Below are 15,589 nucleotides of genomic sequence, written 5' to 3' on the forward strand. Positions count from 1 at the left end.
CAGATATTAATGCTCTAGTCTTTTTTAATATAGAAGATACCGCTAAAAAGCGGCATAAGCGATTCACACGCTTTTCACAAAAAGTGAAAAGTGTTTTTGTTTAGATGGGTATTTATCTAAAACAATAGTTCAGATATTAATGCTCTAGTCTTTTTTAATATAGAAGATACCGCTAAAAAGCGGCATAAGCGATTCACACGCTTTTCATAAAAAATGAAAAGCGGTTCTCTGCTTACATGTTTCGTCGGTATTGCCCGCCAACTTTAAACAACGCTTCTGTTATCTGCCCTAAAGAACAATATTTTGTTGCTTCCATTAACTTTTCAAATAAGTTATTATTCTGAATTGCAGCTTCTTGTAAAATAGCAATTTGCTCTACAACTTTGTTTGGATTTGCTTTGTTTAACAACTCTTTGGTTTTAATTTGATATTGCTTTTCCGCTTCAGTTGCTCTAATTACTTCCGCTGGTTGAACCGTTGGTGATCCTTTAAAGCTCAAAAAAGTATTTACACCAATTATCGGAAATTCTCCATTGTGTTTTAAGGTCTCGTAATATAAACTTTCTTCTTGAATTTTAGAACGTTGATACATCGTTTCCATCGCACCTAAAACACCACCACGTTCTGTAATTCTATCAAATTCATTTAAAACAGCCTCTTCTACCAAATCGGTTAATTCTTCAATTATAAAAGCACCTTGAATTGGGTTTTCATTTTTTGTCAATCCTAATTCTTTATTGATGATTAGCTGAATTGCCATCGCTCTTCTTACAGATTCTTCTGTTGGTGTTGTAATCGCTTCATCATACGCATTTGTATGCAAAGAGTTACAGTTATCGTTAATTGCATATAGCGCTTGCAACGTTGTTCTAATATCATTAAAATCGATTTCTTGTGCGTGTAAAGAACGCCCTGAAGTCTGAATATGATACTTTAACATTTGTGCTCTTGGGTTTGCTCCGTACTTATTTTTCATTGCTTTTGCCCAAATTTTACGAGCAACTCTACCAATTACTGAATATTCTGGGTCAATTCCGTTTGAGAAAAAGAACGATAAATTCGGTCCGAATTTATTAATATCCATTCCTCTTGATAAATAATATTCTACGTAGGTAAATCCGTTAGATAATGTTAGCGCCAATTGTGTAATTGGGTTGGCACCAGCTTCTGCAATATGATATCCAGAAATAGAAACCGAATAAAAGTTTCTAACTTGTTTTTCAATAAAATATTCTTGTACATCACCCATCAAACGCAACGCGAATTCCGTTGAAAAAATACAGGTGTTTTGTGCCTGATCTTCCTTTAAAATATCGGCTTGTACCGTTCCTCTAACTTGTGCTAAGGTGTCTTTTTTTATTTGTTGATATACGTCCGAAGGCAACACTAAATCACCAGTTAAACCTAAAAGCATTAAACCTAAGCCATCATTTCCTTCGGGTAAATTTCCTTGATAAGTTGGTCTTTCTAATCCTTTTGAATCGTAAATTTCTTTAAATTTCGCTTCAACTTGTTTCTCTAACTTGTTTTCTTTGATGTATTTCTCACAATTTTGATCGATGGCAGCATTCATAAAAAAACCTAATAACATTGGTGCAGGACCATTAATGGTCATAGAAACTGAAGTCATGTGATGGCTTAAATCGAAACCAGAATACAGTTTTTTAGCATCGTCTAAACAGCAAATAGAAACTCCTGCATTTCCGATTTTTCCGTAAATATCTGGTCTTTCACCAGGATCGTTTCCGTATAAAGTAACAGAATCAAACGCAGTAGATAAACGTTTTGCATCCATTCCTAAACTTACATAATGAAAACGTCTGTTGGTTCTTTCTGGACCACCTTCACCAGCAAACATTCTTGTAGGATCTTCACCTGTTCTTTTAAATGGGTACAATCCTGCTGTAAATGGGAATTCTCCCGGAACATTTTCTTGTAAATTCCAACGTAATAAATCGCCCCAAGCTTTGTATTTTGGTAGGGCAATTTTCGGAATTTGACTGTGTGAAAGCGATTCTGAATGTGTGTCTATCTTAATTTCTTTATCACGTACTTTAAATGTGTAAATAGGATCTTTGTATTTCTGAACTTTTTCTGCCCAGTTTAAAATGATTTCCCAATTGTATGGATCTAAATTTAATTTTACTTTTTCGAATTGTGCGATTAATAATTTTAAAAAGTCTTTGTCATCTTGAGCGGAGTCGAAAGACAGGATCTCATCGTTATCTAAACCAGATTTAGTAATAAAAGACTTCTCGACTGCGCTCGAAGTGACATCAATTAAAGATAAAATAGTTTGATGAATTCCATATAGTTTTTGAGCTACTACAACTTGTGCATCAACTTGCGCATCATAACCTCTGTTGTTTTCTGCAATTTCAGATAAATAACGGACTCTACTTGGCGGAATTACAAAGATTTTTTCAGACATTTCTTTGGTAATTTCCATGCTCGATTTTAAGTCGGCATTTGTCTTTTCTACCAATTTGTCCATAATACGTTTATACAACGTATTCATTCCTGGGTCGTTAAATTGTGATGCGATTGTTCCAAAAACAGGCATGTCATCCATATGAATATCCCACAGATTGTTATTGCGCATGTATTGTTTTTTTACATCGCGAATAGCATCTAAAGCACCACGTTTATCAAATTTATTAATGGCAACTAAATCTGCAAAATCTAGCATGTCAATTTTTTCTAATTGTGTAGCAGCGCCAAATTCTGGGGTCATTACATACAAAGAAGTATCAGAGTGTTCTATGATTTCTGTGTCTGATTGCCCAATACCAGAAGTTTCTAAAATAATTAAATCAAACTCAGCTGCTTTTAAAACTTGTACAGCTTCATTTACGTATTTAGACAACGCTAGATTAGATTGACGTGTTGCCAAAGAACGCATGTAAACGCGCTCGTTATTAATGGCATTCATACGAATTCTATCACCTAAAAGTGCGCCACCAGTTTTTCTTTTTGACGGATCTACAGAAATTAACCCAATCGTTTTTTCTGGAAAATCGATTAAAAAACGACGCACCAATTCGTCTACCAAAGAAGATTTTCCTGCTCCACCAGTTCCTGTAATTCCTAAAACAGGAGTTTTAGAGTTTTTATTTTTAGTATGAATTTTTTCTAAAGTACTTTTTGCAACTTCAGGAAAGTTTTCTGCAGCTGAAATGGTTCTTGCAATGCTGCCAATTTCTTTTTTTGCTAAATCATCAATAGTTATGTTTAGTTTGTCACCAACGGCAAAATCAGAAGTCTTTACCAAGTCGTTAATCATCCCTTGCAAACCAAGTTCGCGTCCATCATCTGGAGAATAGATACGTGTAATTCCATAGTCCATCAATTCTTTAATTTCTTCAGGAAGAATAACACCGCCACCGCCACCAAAAATTTTAATGTGCTCCGCATTTTTTTCTTTCAATAAATCGAACATGTATTTAAAATACTCGTTGTGCCCACCTTGGTAAGAGGTAATTGCAATGGCATTTGCATCTTCTTGAATGGCACAGTTTACCACTTCTTCTACACTTCTGTCATGTCCTAAATGTATCACTTCAACCCCAGTAGATTGAATAATTCTGCGCATAATATTTATGGCAGCATCATGACCATCAAAAAGTGCAGCAGCAGTTACAATTCTAACTTTATGTTTGGGTTTGTAAGTCGGTATTTGTTCCATTCGTAATAAATGTTTATTTTTAGTCTTGCAATTTACGGAAATCTTAAAAACTTACATGAATCTTTGTCTTTTTATTAATTGTAATTCGTGATTTTTAACTTAATTTTATACTAATGGTGTGGCATAATTATTGATTAATAAAAAGTAGAATCTTTAAACGATTAGATATGAAATATATAAAAATGTTATTGGTAATTGCAGTAGTAGTTTTTTCGTCATGTAATACTGTTAAAGTTGTCACAGATTACGATGCCAAAGTAGATTTTGATCAATACAAAACATTTGCATTTTACAAACCAGGTATTGACAAGGCCGAAATTTCTGATTTAGATAAAAAAAGAATTTTAAGAGCAATAGAATTTGAATTGACAGCAAAAGGATTTGTAAAATCTGAAAACCCAGACGTTTTGGTAAGTATTTTCACAAAATCTAGAGAGCGTGTAAACGTCAATCAGAACAATTTAGGTTATGGCTTTGGATGGGGTTGGGGTTGGAATCCTTGGATGTTTGGAGGAGGTATGAACAATACCGTAAATATCTCTCAATATTCTGAAGGAACTTTATTTGTAGATTTTATAGACAAAGAAAAGAAAGAGTTAGTGTGGCAGGGGATAGGTACAGGAGCTTTAAAGATTCAGAATAGAGAAAAGAAAGAAGCGAGAATAAAAGAGTTTGTGAAAGAAATTATAGCTAAATTTCCACCAGGAGCTGAAAACAAATAATTCAAAAGCGTTCGTTTAGAGCGCTTTTTTTATGTTTTAAAATGATATTTTTGCAGTATGTATAATAAAAGAATTCCTTTAGAAGATGGCGATTTCTATTTTAATGAACAAGGGTATCGTGTTTTTACAGCTCAGTTTCATCTAAAAAGAGGTTATTGTTGTAAAAGTGGTTGTAAACATTGCCCGTATGGTTATGATAAAAAAACAGATAGTTTTATTAAGTGACTTTCTTGCTAATTTAGTTTCAAAGAAGTAAACAAATTCAATACAATGATAAAAAAAATAATAGTTTTAGTGTTTGCAATTCAACTAGTAGGTTGTGCAGAATTACACAAGGTGGTAAGTAATTTGCCAAATGGAGCTAGCTTGTCTGAGCAACAAATAGGCAATGGTTTAAAACAAGCTTTAGACAATGGTATTAAAAATCAGGTATCTAAACTAACGGCCCAAAATGGCTTTTATAATAATGATTTGGTAAAAATTTTATTACCAGAAGAGTTACAGGCGGTAGATAAAGGTTTGCGTAAAATAGGTTTAGGTAATTTAGCAGATGAAGGGATTAAGGTTTTAAATAATGCTGCAGAAGATGCTGTAAAAACAGCTACACCTATTTTTGTGAATGCTGTAAAGGAAATGACTTTTACAGATGCAAAAAATATTCTTTTAGGAGAAACCAATGCAGCTACAAATTATCTTCAATCAAAAACACAGCAAGACTTGCAACAAAGTTTTATGCCAGTTATAAAGGAGTCTTTTGGTAAAGTGGGTGCTGATAAGATTTGGTCTAATTTAATTGCAAAGTATAATTCAATTCCTTTTGTTAAAAAAGCAAATCCAGATTTAACATCATATGTTACAGATCAGGCTTTAAAAGGTGTTTTTACGATGATTGCTTTAGAAGAAAAAGGAATTCGTGAAAAAACAGGACTTAGAAATACAAAATTGTTGCAGCAGGTTTTTGCGCTTCAAGATTCGAAATAATTATTTATAAAATAGATTTAAGGTGTTACAATATGTAACACCTTTTTTTTGCCTTTTTGTTTTTACATTTATTAACAGGTAGTTTCGGTTTTACAACAAAAAAAAACAATTTCACAACCTTTTTTAGGATGCATACGATAATTCAAATAAATTTAGATGAAACTTTAAAATTGATGACCAATGTTTTATTTAAACCGTTTGTATTTATGCGTTAGTGAAAAAAAGTTAAAAGAAGATTACATCAGATTGGTTGAAGAGTCTGATAATTATAGATTTGTAGATGAGGTTAAAAGTGATATGGCAGCTTTTAGAGCTATGAAAATTCTTGAAAAACTAAATAAAGTTAGTTTTTTAGAGAACGGTATTTCAAAAAGTAAATTTTAATGTTTTTTTAAAATTTCTGCCATTTCATTTTGAAGTTCTTTTGCTTTTGTTGCAGCCTTTTCTGCAAAATCTAACCCATTAGAGGCGTATATAATTCCTCTAGAAGAGTTAATTAAAAGTCCGACATTGTCATTCAATCCATATTTACAAACGTCTTGTAAATTACCACCTTGAGCACCAACACCCGGAACTAATAAAAAAGAAGTAGGAACTATGTTTCTAATTTCTTTAAAATATTCGGCTTTAGTTGCCCCTACCACATACATTAAATTTTCACTATTTTTCCAGTTTTTAGAAGTTTCTAAAACTTCTTTATATACTTCTTTTCCGTTTATTTTTTTTGTTTGAAAATCGAAAGCTCCTTCATTAGAAGTTAAGGCTAACAGAATGGTGTGCTTGTCTTTAAAAGCTAAAAAAGGTTCTATAGAATCTTTACCCATGTATGGTGCAACTGTTACAGAATCGAAAGCTAAGTCTTCAAAAAAAGCTTTCGCATACATAGAAGAAGTGTTGCCAATATCACCACGTTTTGCATCTGCAATAGTATATATTTCTGGGTGCTTTTCATTTAAATAGTTAATTGTTTTTTCTAGAGATTTCCAGCCTTTAATACCATAAGCTTCGTAAAAAGCAGTATTTGGTTTGTAGGCAACACATAATTGATGAGTTGCATCAATAATTGCTTTATTAAATTCAAAAATAGGATCGGCTGTTTTTAGTAAATGTGCCGGAATTTTGTTTAAGTCGACATCTAAACCAATACATAGAAAAGATTTCTTTTGCTTAATTTGATCAATAAGTGCTTGTGTTGTCATTTTGTTTGCTGAAAAAAAATAGTTATGCAAAAGTACTTATTTTTTGTTTTTAAAAATAAAATTGTGCTGTAAGTATTTAATATCTTGCAAGACTAATTTTTTAAAGAGAATAACAGATGATAAAAAAAGTATGTTTCCTATTAACAATTGTTTTTGTAAGTTGTAATTGTAACTCGCCAACAATTTTTACAGAAGAAGCTTTAAGTGAAAAAGTATATAATTTAAAGGATGAATCTTTTCTTTTTAAAGACATTCTAGCTAAAAATAAAGGAAAAAAGATTTTAATTGATGTTTGGGCTTCTTGGTGCAGAGATTGTTTGGTTGGTTTGCCCAAAATAAAGCAGATACAGCAAGATTTTTCTGAGGTTGCTTATGTTTTTTTATCTGTTGATGAGCGAACAGCTTCTTGGAAAAGAACCGTAGAAAAGTATAACATAAGTGGGCAACATTATAATTTACCCAAGGGAATGAAAAAGGGTGATTTAGTCCGTTTTTTAAAAGTAAGTTGGATTCCTAGGTATTTAGTAATTGATGAAAATGGTAAAATCCTTGTTTTTAAAGCAACAAACGCAAAAGATTCTCAAATTACAAAAGCTTTAAAATCTTAAATATAAAACGTTTTAGTAACTATTTGAGATAATCAGTTTCTTTTCTTTTTTCATTTCTTAAATTTACATCAAAATAAAATAGTAGTAAAAACCTTGTTTAGGGTAAAAAAAATATAATTATGAGAGCAAAAATAGTAGCTGGAAACTGGAAAATGAATAATGATAAGAAAGAAAGTAAGCAGCTTATAAAAGATTTAAAAAAATCGATCAAAAGATTGAAATTTAAAAATACACGTGTCATTGTTGCGCCAACTTTTGTTAATTTATCATCTTCAATAAAAGCGGCTAAAAAATCTAGGGTAGAGGTAGTTGCACAAAATATGCATCATGCAAAAAACGGAGCATATACTGGAGAAATTTCTGCAGATATGTTAAAGTCAATCGGAATTAAGACTGTTATTTTAGGACATTCTGAACGAAGAACTTATTTTAACGAAACAGACGCTTCTTTGGCTTTAAAAGTTGATGCTGTTTTAGCGAATGAATTAGAAACTATTTTTTGTTTTGGAGAGCTTTTAGAAGACAGAAAAGCTAACAATCATTTTGCTGTTGTAGAAAGTCAATTAACAAATGCATTGTTTCACTTAAACGCATCTGCATGGAGTAGTATTGTTTTAGCTTACGAGCCTGTTTGGGCTATTGGTACTGGCGAAACAGCAAGTGCAGAACAAGCTCAAGAAATGCATGCTTTTATTAGAGGCATTATTGCTAAAAAATACACAACAGAGGTAGCAGATGCTGTTTCTATCTTATATGGTGGTAGTGTAAAGCCAGCAAATGCAGAAGAAATTTTTTCTAAACCAGATGTAGATGGTGGTTTAATTGGTGGAGCAGCATTAAACGTAAACGATTTTACAGGAATTATTAAAGCAATCTAATTCGTATTTTCTAAAAGAAAACCAATAAATTTGCATCAAGATACTAATTATCTTGATGCATTTTTTTTATCACATTTTTTATGGACAATATTTATATAGAATATAATTTTACAGCAACCCCAAAGGAACCCGCAACAGAAATTTTAATTGCAGAACTTGGCAATGTTGGTTTTGAGAGTTTTGTTGAAAATGAAAATGGTGTAACAGCCTATATTCAGAAAGAAGTTTGGAAAACAACTATTTTAGATGATATTTTTATTTTAAATTCTGATGAGTTTTCTATAGAATACAATCAGAAAGAAGTTGCGCAAACAAATTGGAATGCAGAGTGGGAAAAGAACTTTTCGCCAATTCAAGTAGATGATTTGGTAAGTGTTAGAGCTCCTTTTCATCAGAATCCTAATTTAAAATATGATATTGTTATAGAGCCAAAGATGAGTTTTGGTACAGGGCATCATGAAACGACACACATGATGATTCAGCATCTCTTAAAATTAAATTTAGAAGATAAAAAAGTTTTAGATATGGGTTGTGGTACTGGTATTTTGGCAATTTTTGCTGAAATGAAAGGTGCGAATCCAATTGATGCTATTGATATTGATAACTGGTGTTATGAAAACTCTTTAGAGAATGTAACACGTAATAAGTGTACTAACATTAGTGTTTATGAAGGAGATTCATCTTTATTAACAAATAAAAAGTACGATGTTATTATTGCCAATATTAATAGAAATATTTTATTAATGGATATGCAAATCTATACAAACTGTTTACATGAAAATGGTGTTTTACTTTTAAGTGGATTCTATCAAGACGATATTACTATCATTGATGCAGAGGTATCTAAATACAATTTAAAATTAGAGACTTTTATTGAACGAAATAATTGGGTTGCTTTAAAATATAATAAATTGTAATTTTGTAAGTATGAGTACAAAAGAAAAAAAACAAGAACAGGTAGATGTTTTAGAACAGCAAGTTAATCAGCATGAGATTGTTTTGCATAATGATGATGTAAATACCTTTGACCATGTGATAGATTCTTTAATTGATGTTTGCGATCATACCTTGGTGCAGGCAGAACAATGTGCAACATTGGTTCATTATAAAGGAAAATGTACCGTAAAATCTGGTGAGTATAAAGATTTAGAGCCAAGATGTTCTAAATTGTTGCAATTGGGTTTATCTGCAGAATTAGTTTAGGGATGGATAATGTTTTTAAATATTACCAGTTTTCTACTTTTTTTAAAGATAATTCTGGCGCTTTTTCAGGAAATGAAATAAGCTACACTTCTTTAAATGACACTCATTTTTTAATTTTTGAAAAAAAGAATACTTCATACGTACTTTACGTATCTAAATACCTGCAGAGAAGCGATATCGGTGTTGAAAAGCCATTAATTTTAGAGTTGTTGGTAGAAGACTATGATAAAAGTTTACCAGAACATCGTTTAATGATTAAGCAATACTTATATTAAGTAATTCTAGGGAAAATTTAACCAATTTCTTTGCTGTAATTTATAAATATTAAGCACAAAAAAACCGTAACAAATTAATGTTACGGTTTTTAGTACTGAAGGCGGGACTTGAACCCGCACGGCCATTACTGACCACTGGATTTTAAGTCCAGCGTGTCTACCAATTCCACCACTTCAGCATTGGTATTTTGAATAGAGCGAAAGACGGGATTTGAACCCGCGACCCCCACCTTGGCAAGGTGATGCTCTACCCCTGAGCTACTTTCGCAGTCTTTATTTTTATGAACTAAACTCTTAAAAAAGATAAACTAGAATATCTAATTATTAGAGCGGTGCAAATATAGTAAGTTTTGTGTCTTTTGCAAATTATTTTTTTACTTTTTTTTAAAAATAAATGAAGTTTTTTATAAGTACTTCTTTATGAGTTGCTAAAAAATATTTTATTTTTTTAATTAAAATAAAAGAGGGAATTCTATTTAAAGAAATCCCTCTTTTAATGATTTATCATTTGATAATGCTAACGTTTTAGATACCCAACGCCTGTCCACCACCAATTTGGATAGTTTCTGCAGTAATAAAAGCAGCATCTTTACTTGCTAAGAAAGATACAACACCTGCTACATCTTCTGGTTTACCTAATCTACCTAACATAATATTGTTTGCCCAAGAAGCAAAAACTTCTGGTTTTGTAGCTTTAATTTGTGCATGAAAAGGGGTGTCTATAGTTCCTGGAGAAACTGCATTTACACGAATACCATATTCTGCTAAATCTTTAGCCAAAGCTCTTGTAATTGCGTGAACACCTGCTTTAGAAGTTCCGTAAATACCTGCCCCTGGTCCACCTGCATTCCAACCTGCGTTAGAAGTATAGTTAATGATAGATGCATTATCACTTTTCTTTAAAAAAGGAATTGCCGCTCTAGATGCAAAAAAAGCTGAATCTAAGTTTAATGCCATTACAAATCTGTAAAATTCAGTAGTCATTTCCTCGAAACGAGATCTACCCCCTAATCCACCTGCATTGTTTACAAGTACATCAATTTTACCATATTTTTCTCCTATTTTATTAATGTTAGCAGTTACTTCATCTTCTTTAGTAACATCAAAACCATAATATTCTGCGTTAATACCAGCGTCTTTTAATTCTTTTAATCTTTCAACACCTGCTGCGTCATCTATACCATTCATTATTACGGTATATCCATCATGACCTAGTCTTTTGGCTACTTCAAAACCAATACCTCCTGTTGCTCCTGTTACTATTGCTACTTTACTACTTGTATTACTCATAATTATATAATTTATACTTTAATAATTTATTTTATTCTTTTACTGGGCCAATATTTTTTATGAAGAAAAATATTGATAAAACTCCTAAAACGACTGATACGCAAATTGCAATAAACGCTGGTGTATAAGAACTAGTTGTTATTTGACCAACAAACCAGTTCATAATCATCGGAGATACTGCTGCAACAGTTCCTGCTAAACCTGCTAGTGTGCCTACTGAAGGTCCTTTAAATAAATCGCTAGAAATTGTTTGAATATTACCAATTGCAAATTGAAAACCAAATAAAGCTAATCCTGCAAAATAGATAAACATCATAAAATCATCTGCTTTTACCAAAGTAATAATACATACGAAAGCGATTAGAATCATAAGACCACCTAAAGAAATTGTTATTTTTCTTGAGATATCAACACTTAACTTTTTCATCAACTTACCTGTAAATACTCCACCTAATATACTACCAACAGCTGCCATTAAGTAAGAAATCCACATTGTATCTGCAATCTGTTCTATACTTAAATTGTATTTGCTATTTAGATATATTGGCATCCAACCTGCAAAGAACCACCATATTGGTTCAATAAAAAACCTACACATTAATACACCCCAAGATTCTTTATGACTTAATATTTTAAGTACAGGTAAACTTTTAGATTTTACCTCAGTTACATTATCTGGCTTTTCTATTCTATCAGAAATGATTAAGTCTCTCTCTTCTTGTGTAACCCAAGGATGTTTTTCTGGTGTAGATTTATTTAAAAATAACCATGGAATAACCCAAAGAATCCCTACAGAACCTAATATGATGTAAGTAGTTTTCCATCCAAATCTTGTATACAAAAAAACAATAACAAAAGGAGCAATTACGTTTCCTATAGAAGCACCTGCGTTAAAGATACCTTGAGCTATCGCTCTCTCTTTAACAGGGAACCATTCTCCGTTACTTTTTACCGCTCCTGGCCAATTACCAGCTTCACCTAAACCTAACAAACCTCTAAAAATAGATAGAGATACAATTCCTCTGGCAAATGCATGAAAAGCAGAGGCAACAGACCAAATTATTATTGAAACTGTAAAACCAAGCCTTGTTCCAATTTTATCATATAATTTACCTGAAGCAAATTTACCTATCGCATAACATGCCATAAATATATTCAGCATAATCGCATAGTCTGCCTTATCCATTCCAAGATCTTCACCCATTTCTGGCCACAAAAGAGCAAATGCAGTTCTATCTATATAATTTATTACAGTTGCAATAAATATTAATACAATTATCCACCATCTTAAACCTTTTATTTTCATAGTATGAACTGATTTTATATTTGTTAAATTGGTTTACCAATTTGGTTTACCAAAAATAAGTAATTAATACGACATAACAGACCTATAAAGTTGTTATTTTTAGATTTTTACAAGAATGATAAAAAAGGAGACTATTTTACGATGCTTAAGATGATTGATAGCAATATTGATACAGCTCTTTAAAATGATCTTTCATTTTCTGTTTAGCCAATTGAGGGTTTTGCTCTTTTATGGCATCAAATATTGCTTGATGTTCTGCAATACCTCTTTTAGAAAGCCCAGCATCACAAACATGATGTTTTTGAAAGTTTGTAATAATTTCAGGGATTATGATTAACATAAAATTATTCATAGTGCTGTTACCACTTGCTTTTGATATTGCTAGATGAAAAAGTAAATCTTCTTGTACAGCGTCTTCTTCGTTGAGTACTTTATTTTTATATGCTATTAAAGCTTCTTCAATATAGTTTAAATCTTTTTCTGTTCTTCTGGTTGCAGCAAGTCGAACAGTTTTTAACTCTAAAAGAATTCTTGTTTCTACCAAAGATTTAAAATCTGGTTCATCTAAACGAAGAATGTCTTCTATCATTCCGTTCATTGCAATAACACCAATATTAGCTACAAACGTACCGCTTTGTGGTATGGATTTTAAGATGCCATAGAACTCTAGTTTTTGTATAGCCTCTCTAATACTACTTCTAGAAACTTCAAATTTATCAGACAACATTCTTTCAGAAGGTAATTTGTCTCCTGGTTCTAGGTTTTTAAAATTAATTAACTCTCCTATTTTAGAAATAATTTCTTTTTGTGTGTTAGAGTTGTCTATTTTATTTAATACTTCTAATTTCATATTGTAAGCTTCACATTCAACAAGCAAAGATATTATTTTTTTTTTTTACATTTTATTCTAAAACACACATTATTATCTTTTTAATATGTATAATAATGTGTGTATTTGTGTATTTACATTGCTTCAATAACAACAGAGTCTACTCTTATTTCTTCATCACCACTATTATAACCAAAATCACCGCCACCGCCACCAGTTGATGGCCCGCCAATACCTCTTAATAAAAGTGCAACACTTGTGTTTGCGCCAGAATTAAAAGAGTAGGTGTTCGTTAAATATCCAGTATCGTCTGGGTTACTTTGTACGGTTACATAAAGGTTATTAGCAGTATCTTCAACTTGACTAATTGAAGTGTAGCCAAAATCATCTTGTGGGTATTCTGCAGCTGTTGTAAAATATACAGGTGTGTAACCACTGATATAACCATTTCCTGCTAAAACTCTTAATTCAAATTGAGAAGGGTATGTTCCGCCAGATGGACTTTTAAAAGATGTAACAATTGTGATAGTATAATCTGCATTAGGTGCTACAGCAAATTCTTGATAAGCAAGATCTGGTTCGTTATTATCAAATTTAACAACATTGTCTGATCCACCGTTACCAGAACTTGATTCTCCTTGATCTCCAATACTTTTATTTATCCATCCTGCACAAGAACAATCAGAACCAGATGATTTAGCTTGTTTATCAAAATCAGCATTTATTAAAATAGGGTCTGCAACGGCAGGAGCTTCTGGTTCTACAACTGTAATTTCTTCAGTGATTGTGTTTTCTACACCTAAATCATCTTTTGCAGTTAAAGAAACGGTGTAAGTTCCTTCACCTGAGTAAATATTATTAGGTTCTAAATCGGTTGAAGTATTTCCATCACCAAAATTCCAAGCATAACTTGTAGCGCTTATAGATTGATTGTTAAAGCTATAAGTTTTCCATGCGTCTGGACTACCTTCACCTTGTGCATAAGTAAATTTTGCTTCAGGTGGAGTAGCATCTGCAATAGAACCTGCCTCAGGTAATTCATATTTCTCTATAATATCGCAACCCTGAAAAATAGTAATTGCTACTATTGCTGCTACGTAAATTATTTTTTTATTTATTGACATAATTATATTGTTTTAATTATTTTTTTATTAAAGTCTAGTTATATCCTGGGTTTTGAGTTAAAACACCATTACTTAAACCAATTTCATTTTGTGGTATTGGCAATAACAAATCCGTAGAACTAAAGCTTCCGCCAGTTGCTGCAGAAAAAGCAGAAAGTACTTCCTGTGCTTTTCCTAATCGAATTAGATCGAATAGCCTGTGGTTTTCGAATGCTAATTCTACACGTCTTTCGTCTAATAATTCTTGTAAAGTAATTTCTGTTACCGGTGTTGGTAAGCCAGCTCTATTTCTAACTTTTTGAAAAGAAGTAATTGCTGCTCCCGAACTAGTTTCTGTTCCGCCCGCTAAAATAGCTTCTACATGCATTAGTAATATGTCTGAATATCTTAAAACGATCCAATCATTACCTGCTAATCTTGGATCAATTCCATCAAATGTTTTACCATCTGCACCACCATCTTCACCGTTTGGTAAATATTTTGCTACTTGGTTTTGCGTAATTTGAACAAGATCATTTCTGTAAGAAACACTTGTTCTATCACCGCCTAATAGATCTAAAGCTGCTTTTGCATCATTGGTAACATAATTTACTCCGACAGTTCGCCCAACTCCATTTAAGAATTCTGCAGAAAAATTTTGACTGTCTTGCGTAATTCCTTGAATAAAACCTATCGAAAAAATAACTTCATTATTATCTTCTTTATAGAAAACATCACTATAATTTGGTTCAAGAATATAACCACTTTCCATTACATCTTCTAAAAGTAACTGTGCTTTTATATATTCTTTTGTTGTTAAATACACTTTTGCAAGTAAGCCTTGAGCACCAGCTTTAGAAGCTCTATTTTTAGATCCACCATTCTCAAGGTGTTCTACAGCAAACTTAAAATCTTCAATAATAAAATCATAAATTTGATTTGTAGGTACTCTTGTAAATTGAATCTCAAGATCTTCGGGAGTTAATACTTTATCTACCAGAGGTATATCTCCGTATAAACGAACCATGTTAAAGTATGTATATGCTCTTATAAATCTTGCTTCAGCCTCATATTTATTTTTATTAGCTGCAGAAACAACGTCTAAGTTTTCTAAAACTTTATTTGCTCTAAAAATTACATTGTAAAAACTTCTGTAATGATCGGCAACCAAGCCGTTTTCTGGTTGAACTCTAAAGAAATCAAAATCAGAAGCTTCTCCTTCACCACTTTTTGTTCTTGTATTATCACTTCTCATTTCTGTCACATAAAATTCCATTTGAATTCCATGGTTTGTGTCAGAGCGTGTGTCATTAACACCTTGTATACCATCGTACATATTAATAATACCAGAAAAAACTTGTTCTTCTGTATTGTAATAGTTTGCACCACTAACAGCTGCTGTTGGCACTGGATTCAAAAAATCGTCACTACAAGAAACTGTGCTAAACAAAACTCCTAATAATGCTATAATTTTTATTTGTTTTTTAATTGTTTTCATTTGTATTGATTT

16 protein-coding genes and 2 tRNA genes are annotated in these 15,589 nt (G+C 32.0%); 9 read left to right on the forward strand and 9 right to left on the reverse strand.

The genetic code is table 11. The features are described 5' to 3' along the window. Window positions 1-232 precede the first annotated feature (232 nt). Window positions 233-3,685 (reverse strand): methylmalonyl-CoA mutase family protein, encoded by a 3,453-nt coding sequence (locus tag Q0678_RS05350; protein WP_299054994.1) that lies wholly within the window; start codon window positions 3,683-3,685, stop codon window positions 233-235. A 167-nt stretch (window positions 3,686-3,852) separates the two neighbouring features. Between Q0678_RS05350 and Q0678_RS05355 the strand changes: the two genes are divergently transcribed. The 4 genes from Q0678_RS05355 (at window position 3,853) to Q0678_RS05370 (ending at window position 5,772) form a co-directional block, all read left to right on the forward strand. Then, window positions 3,853-4,407, forward strand: coding sequence for a DUF4136 domain-containing protein (locus Q0678_RS05355; protein WP_299054996.1), 555 nt, complete (start codon window positions 3,853-3,855; stop codon window positions 4,405-4,407). Window positions 4,408-4,464: 57 nt separating this feature from the next. Further along, entirely contained in the window at window positions 4,465-4,632 is a 168-nt protein-coding gene (locus Q0678_RS05360) for a DUF5522 domain-containing protein (RefSeq protein WP_299054999.1), read from the forward strand. Between the two features lie 45 nt (window positions 4,633-4,677). Then, window positions 4,678-5,388, forward strand: coding sequence for a DUF4197 domain-containing protein (locus Q0678_RS05365; RefSeq protein ID WP_299055002.1), 711 nt, complete (start codon window positions 4,678-4,680; stop codon window positions 5,386-5,388). 180 nt (window positions 5,389-5,568) lie between these two features. Further along, window positions 5,569-5,772, forward strand: coding sequence for a hypothetical protein (locus Q0678_RS05370; RefSeq protein WP_299055005.1), 204 nt, complete (start codon window positions 5,569-5,571; stop codon window positions 5,770-5,772). Here Q0678_RS05370 and pyrF read toward each other — a convergent pair. Beyond that, complete coding sequence (gene pyrF, locus Q0678_RS05375; RefSeq protein ID WP_299055008.1) at window positions 5,769-6,587, reverse strand: orotidine-5'-phosphate decarboxylase; 819 nt, start codon at window positions 6,585-6,587, stop codon at window positions 5,769-5,771. The genes Q0678_RS05370 and pyrF overlap by 4 nt on opposite strands. Before the next feature lie 116 nt (window positions 6,588-6,703). Between pyrF and Q0678_RS05380 the strand changes: the two genes are divergently transcribed. From Q0678_RS05380 to Q0678_RS05400, 5 genes are all read left to right on the forward strand, one after another. Further along, entirely contained in the window at window positions 6,704-7,195 is a 492-nt protein-coding gene (locus tag Q0678_RS05380) for a TlpA disulfide reductase family protein (protein WP_299055011.1), read from the forward strand. A gap of 119 nt (window positions 7,196-7,314) precedes the next feature. Next, on the forward strand, window positions 7,315-8,073 hold the full coding sequence (tpiA, locus tag Q0678_RS05385; RefSeq protein WP_299055013.1) for a triose-phosphate isomerase: 759 nt from the start codon (window positions 7,315-7,317) through the stop codon (window positions 8,071-8,073). A gap of 80 nt (window positions 8,074-8,153) precedes the next feature. After that, complete coding sequence (prmA, locus tag Q0678_RS05390; RefSeq protein WP_299055016.1) at window positions 8,154-8,990, forward strand: 50S ribosomal protein L11 methyltransferase; 837 nt, start codon at window positions 8,154-8,156, stop codon at window positions 8,988-8,990. 10 nt (window positions 8,991-9,000) lie between these two features. Then, on the forward strand, window positions 9,001-9,276 hold the full coding sequence (locus Q0678_RS05395; protein WP_299055018.1) for an ATP-dependent Clp protease adaptor ClpS: 276 nt from the start codon (window positions 9,001-9,003) through the stop codon (window positions 9,274-9,276). Window positions 9,277-9,278: 2 nt separating this feature from the next. Further along, window positions 9,279-9,551 carry a hypothetical protein gene (locus tag Q0678_RS05400; protein ID WP_299055020.1) on the forward strand — a complete coding sequence of 91 codons (273 nt, stop codon included), beginning with the start codon at window positions 9,279-9,281 and terminating at the stop codon, window positions 9,549-9,551. 93 nt (window positions 9,552-9,644) lie between these two features. On the opposite strand, the gene Q0678_RS05405 is transcribed toward Q0678_RS05400, so the two are convergent. The 7 genes from Q0678_RS05405 to Q0678_RS05435 all read right to left on the reverse strand — a co-directional run bounded on the left by Q0678_RS05405 (window position 9,645) and on the right by Q0678_RS05435 (window position 15,577). Beyond that, window positions 9,645-9,730 (reverse strand) — tRNA-Leu (locus Q0678_RS05405). A gap of 17 nt (window positions 9,731-9,747) precedes the next feature. Then, a tRNA-Gly gene (locus tag Q0678_RS05410) sits at window positions 9,748-9,819 on the reverse strand. 257 nt (window positions 9,820-10,076) lie between these two features. Continuing rightward, the gene (locus Q0678_RS05415; protein WP_299055023.1) at window positions 10,077-10,841 is read right to left on the reverse strand and encodes an SDR family NAD(P)-dependent oxidoreductase; all 765 of its coding nucleotides are present in this window, start codon (window positions 10,839-10,841) and stop codon (window positions 10,077-10,079) included. Window positions 10,842-10,872: 31 nt separating this feature from the next. Then, window positions 10,873-12,147, reverse strand: a complete 1,275-nt coding sequence (locus tag Q0678_RS05420) for an MFS transporter (protein ID WP_299055026.1) — start codon at window positions 12,145-12,147, stop codon at window positions 10,873-10,875. A 145-nt stretch (window positions 12,148-12,292) separates the two neighbouring features. Then, complete coding sequence (locus Q0678_RS05425) at window positions 12,293-12,997, reverse strand: FadR/GntR family transcriptional regulator (protein WP_299055029.1); 705 nt, start codon at window positions 12,995-12,997, stop codon at window positions 12,293-12,295. Between the two features lie 113 nt (window positions 12,998-13,110). Further along, window positions 13,111-14,100 carry a PKD domain-containing protein gene (locus tag Q0678_RS05430; protein WP_299055031.1) on the reverse strand — a complete coding sequence of 330 codons (990 nt, stop codon included), beginning with the start codon at window positions 14,098-14,100 and terminating at the stop codon, window positions 13,111-13,113. 34 nt (window positions 14,101-14,134) lie between these two features. Next, the gene (locus Q0678_RS05435; protein WP_299055034.1) at window positions 14,135-15,577 is read right to left on the reverse strand and encodes a RagB/SusD family nutrient uptake outer membrane protein; all 1,443 of its coding nucleotides are present in this window, start codon (window positions 15,575-15,577) and stop codon (window positions 14,135-14,137) included. Window positions 15,578-15,589: the final 12 nt, after the last annotated feature.

Origin of the sequence: uncultured Polaribacter sp. (assembly GCF_947497125.1) — a bacterium.
Lineage (GTDB): Bacteria > Bacteroidota > Bacteroidia > Flavobacteriales > Flavobacteriaceae > Polaribacter.

Excerpts from the sequence above, each read along its gene's own strand:
- Q0678_RS05350 (WP_299054994.1), bottom strand. The coding sequence starts at position 3,685 with ATGGAACAAATACCGACTTACAAACCCAAACATAAAGTTAGAATTGTA.
- Q0678_RS05355 (WP_299054996.1), top strand. The coding sequence starts at position 3,853 with ATGAAATATATAAAAATGTTATTGGTAATTGCAGTAGTAGTTTTTTCG.
- Q0678_RS05360 (WP_299054999.1), top strand. The coding sequence starts at position 4,465 with ATGTATAATAAAAGAATTCCTTTAGAAGATGGCGATTTCTATTTTAAT.
- Q0678_RS05365 (WP_299055002.1), top strand. The coding sequence starts at position 4,678 with ATGATAAAAAAAATAATAGTTTTAGTGTTTGCAATTCAACTAGTAGGT.
- Q0678_RS05370 (WP_299055005.1), top strand. The coding sequence starts at position 5,569 with ATGTTTTATTTAAACCGTTTGTATTTATGCGTTAGTGAAAAAAAGTTA.
- pyrF (WP_299055008.1), bottom strand. The coding sequence starts at position 6,587 with ATGACAACACAAGCACTTATTGATCAAATTAAGCAAAAGAAATCTTTT.
- Q0678_RS05380 (WP_299055011.1), top strand. The coding sequence starts at position 6,704 with ATGATAAAAAAAGTATGTTTCCTATTAACAATTGTTTTTGTAAGTTGT.
- tpiA (WP_299055013.1), top strand. The coding sequence starts at position 7,315 with ATGAGAGCAAAAATAGTAGCTGGAAACTGGAAAATGAATAATGATAAG.
- prmA (WP_299055016.1), top strand. The coding sequence starts at position 8,154 with ATGGACAATATTTATATAGAATATAATTTTACAGCAACCCCAAAGGAA.
- Q0678_RS05395 (WP_299055018.1), top strand. The coding sequence starts at position 9,001 with ATGAGTACAAAAGAAAAAAAACAAGAACAGGTAGATGTTTTAGAACAG.
- Q0678_RS05400 (WP_299055020.1), top strand. The coding sequence starts at position 9,279 with ATGGATAATGTTTTTAAATATTACCAGTTTTCTACTTTTTTTAAAGAT.
- Q0678_RS05415 (WP_299055023.1), bottom strand. The coding sequence starts at position 10,841 with ATGAGTAATACAAGTAGTAAAGTAGCAATAGTAACAGGAGCAACAGGA.
- Q0678_RS05420 (WP_299055026.1), bottom strand. The coding sequence starts at position 12,147 with ATGAAAATAAAAGGTTTAAGATGGTGGATAATTGTATTAATATTTATT.
- Q0678_RS05425 (WP_299055029.1), bottom strand. The coding sequence starts at position 12,997 with ATGAAATTAGAAGTATTAAATAAAATAGACAACTCTAACACACAAAAA.
- Q0678_RS05430 (WP_299055031.1), bottom strand. The coding sequence starts at position 14,100 with ATGTCAATAAATAAAAAAATAATTTACGTAGCAGCAATAGTAGCAATT.
- Q0678_RS05435 (WP_299055034.1), bottom strand. The coding sequence starts at position 15,577 with ATGAAAACAATTAAAAAACAAATAAAAATTATAGCATTATTAGGAGTT.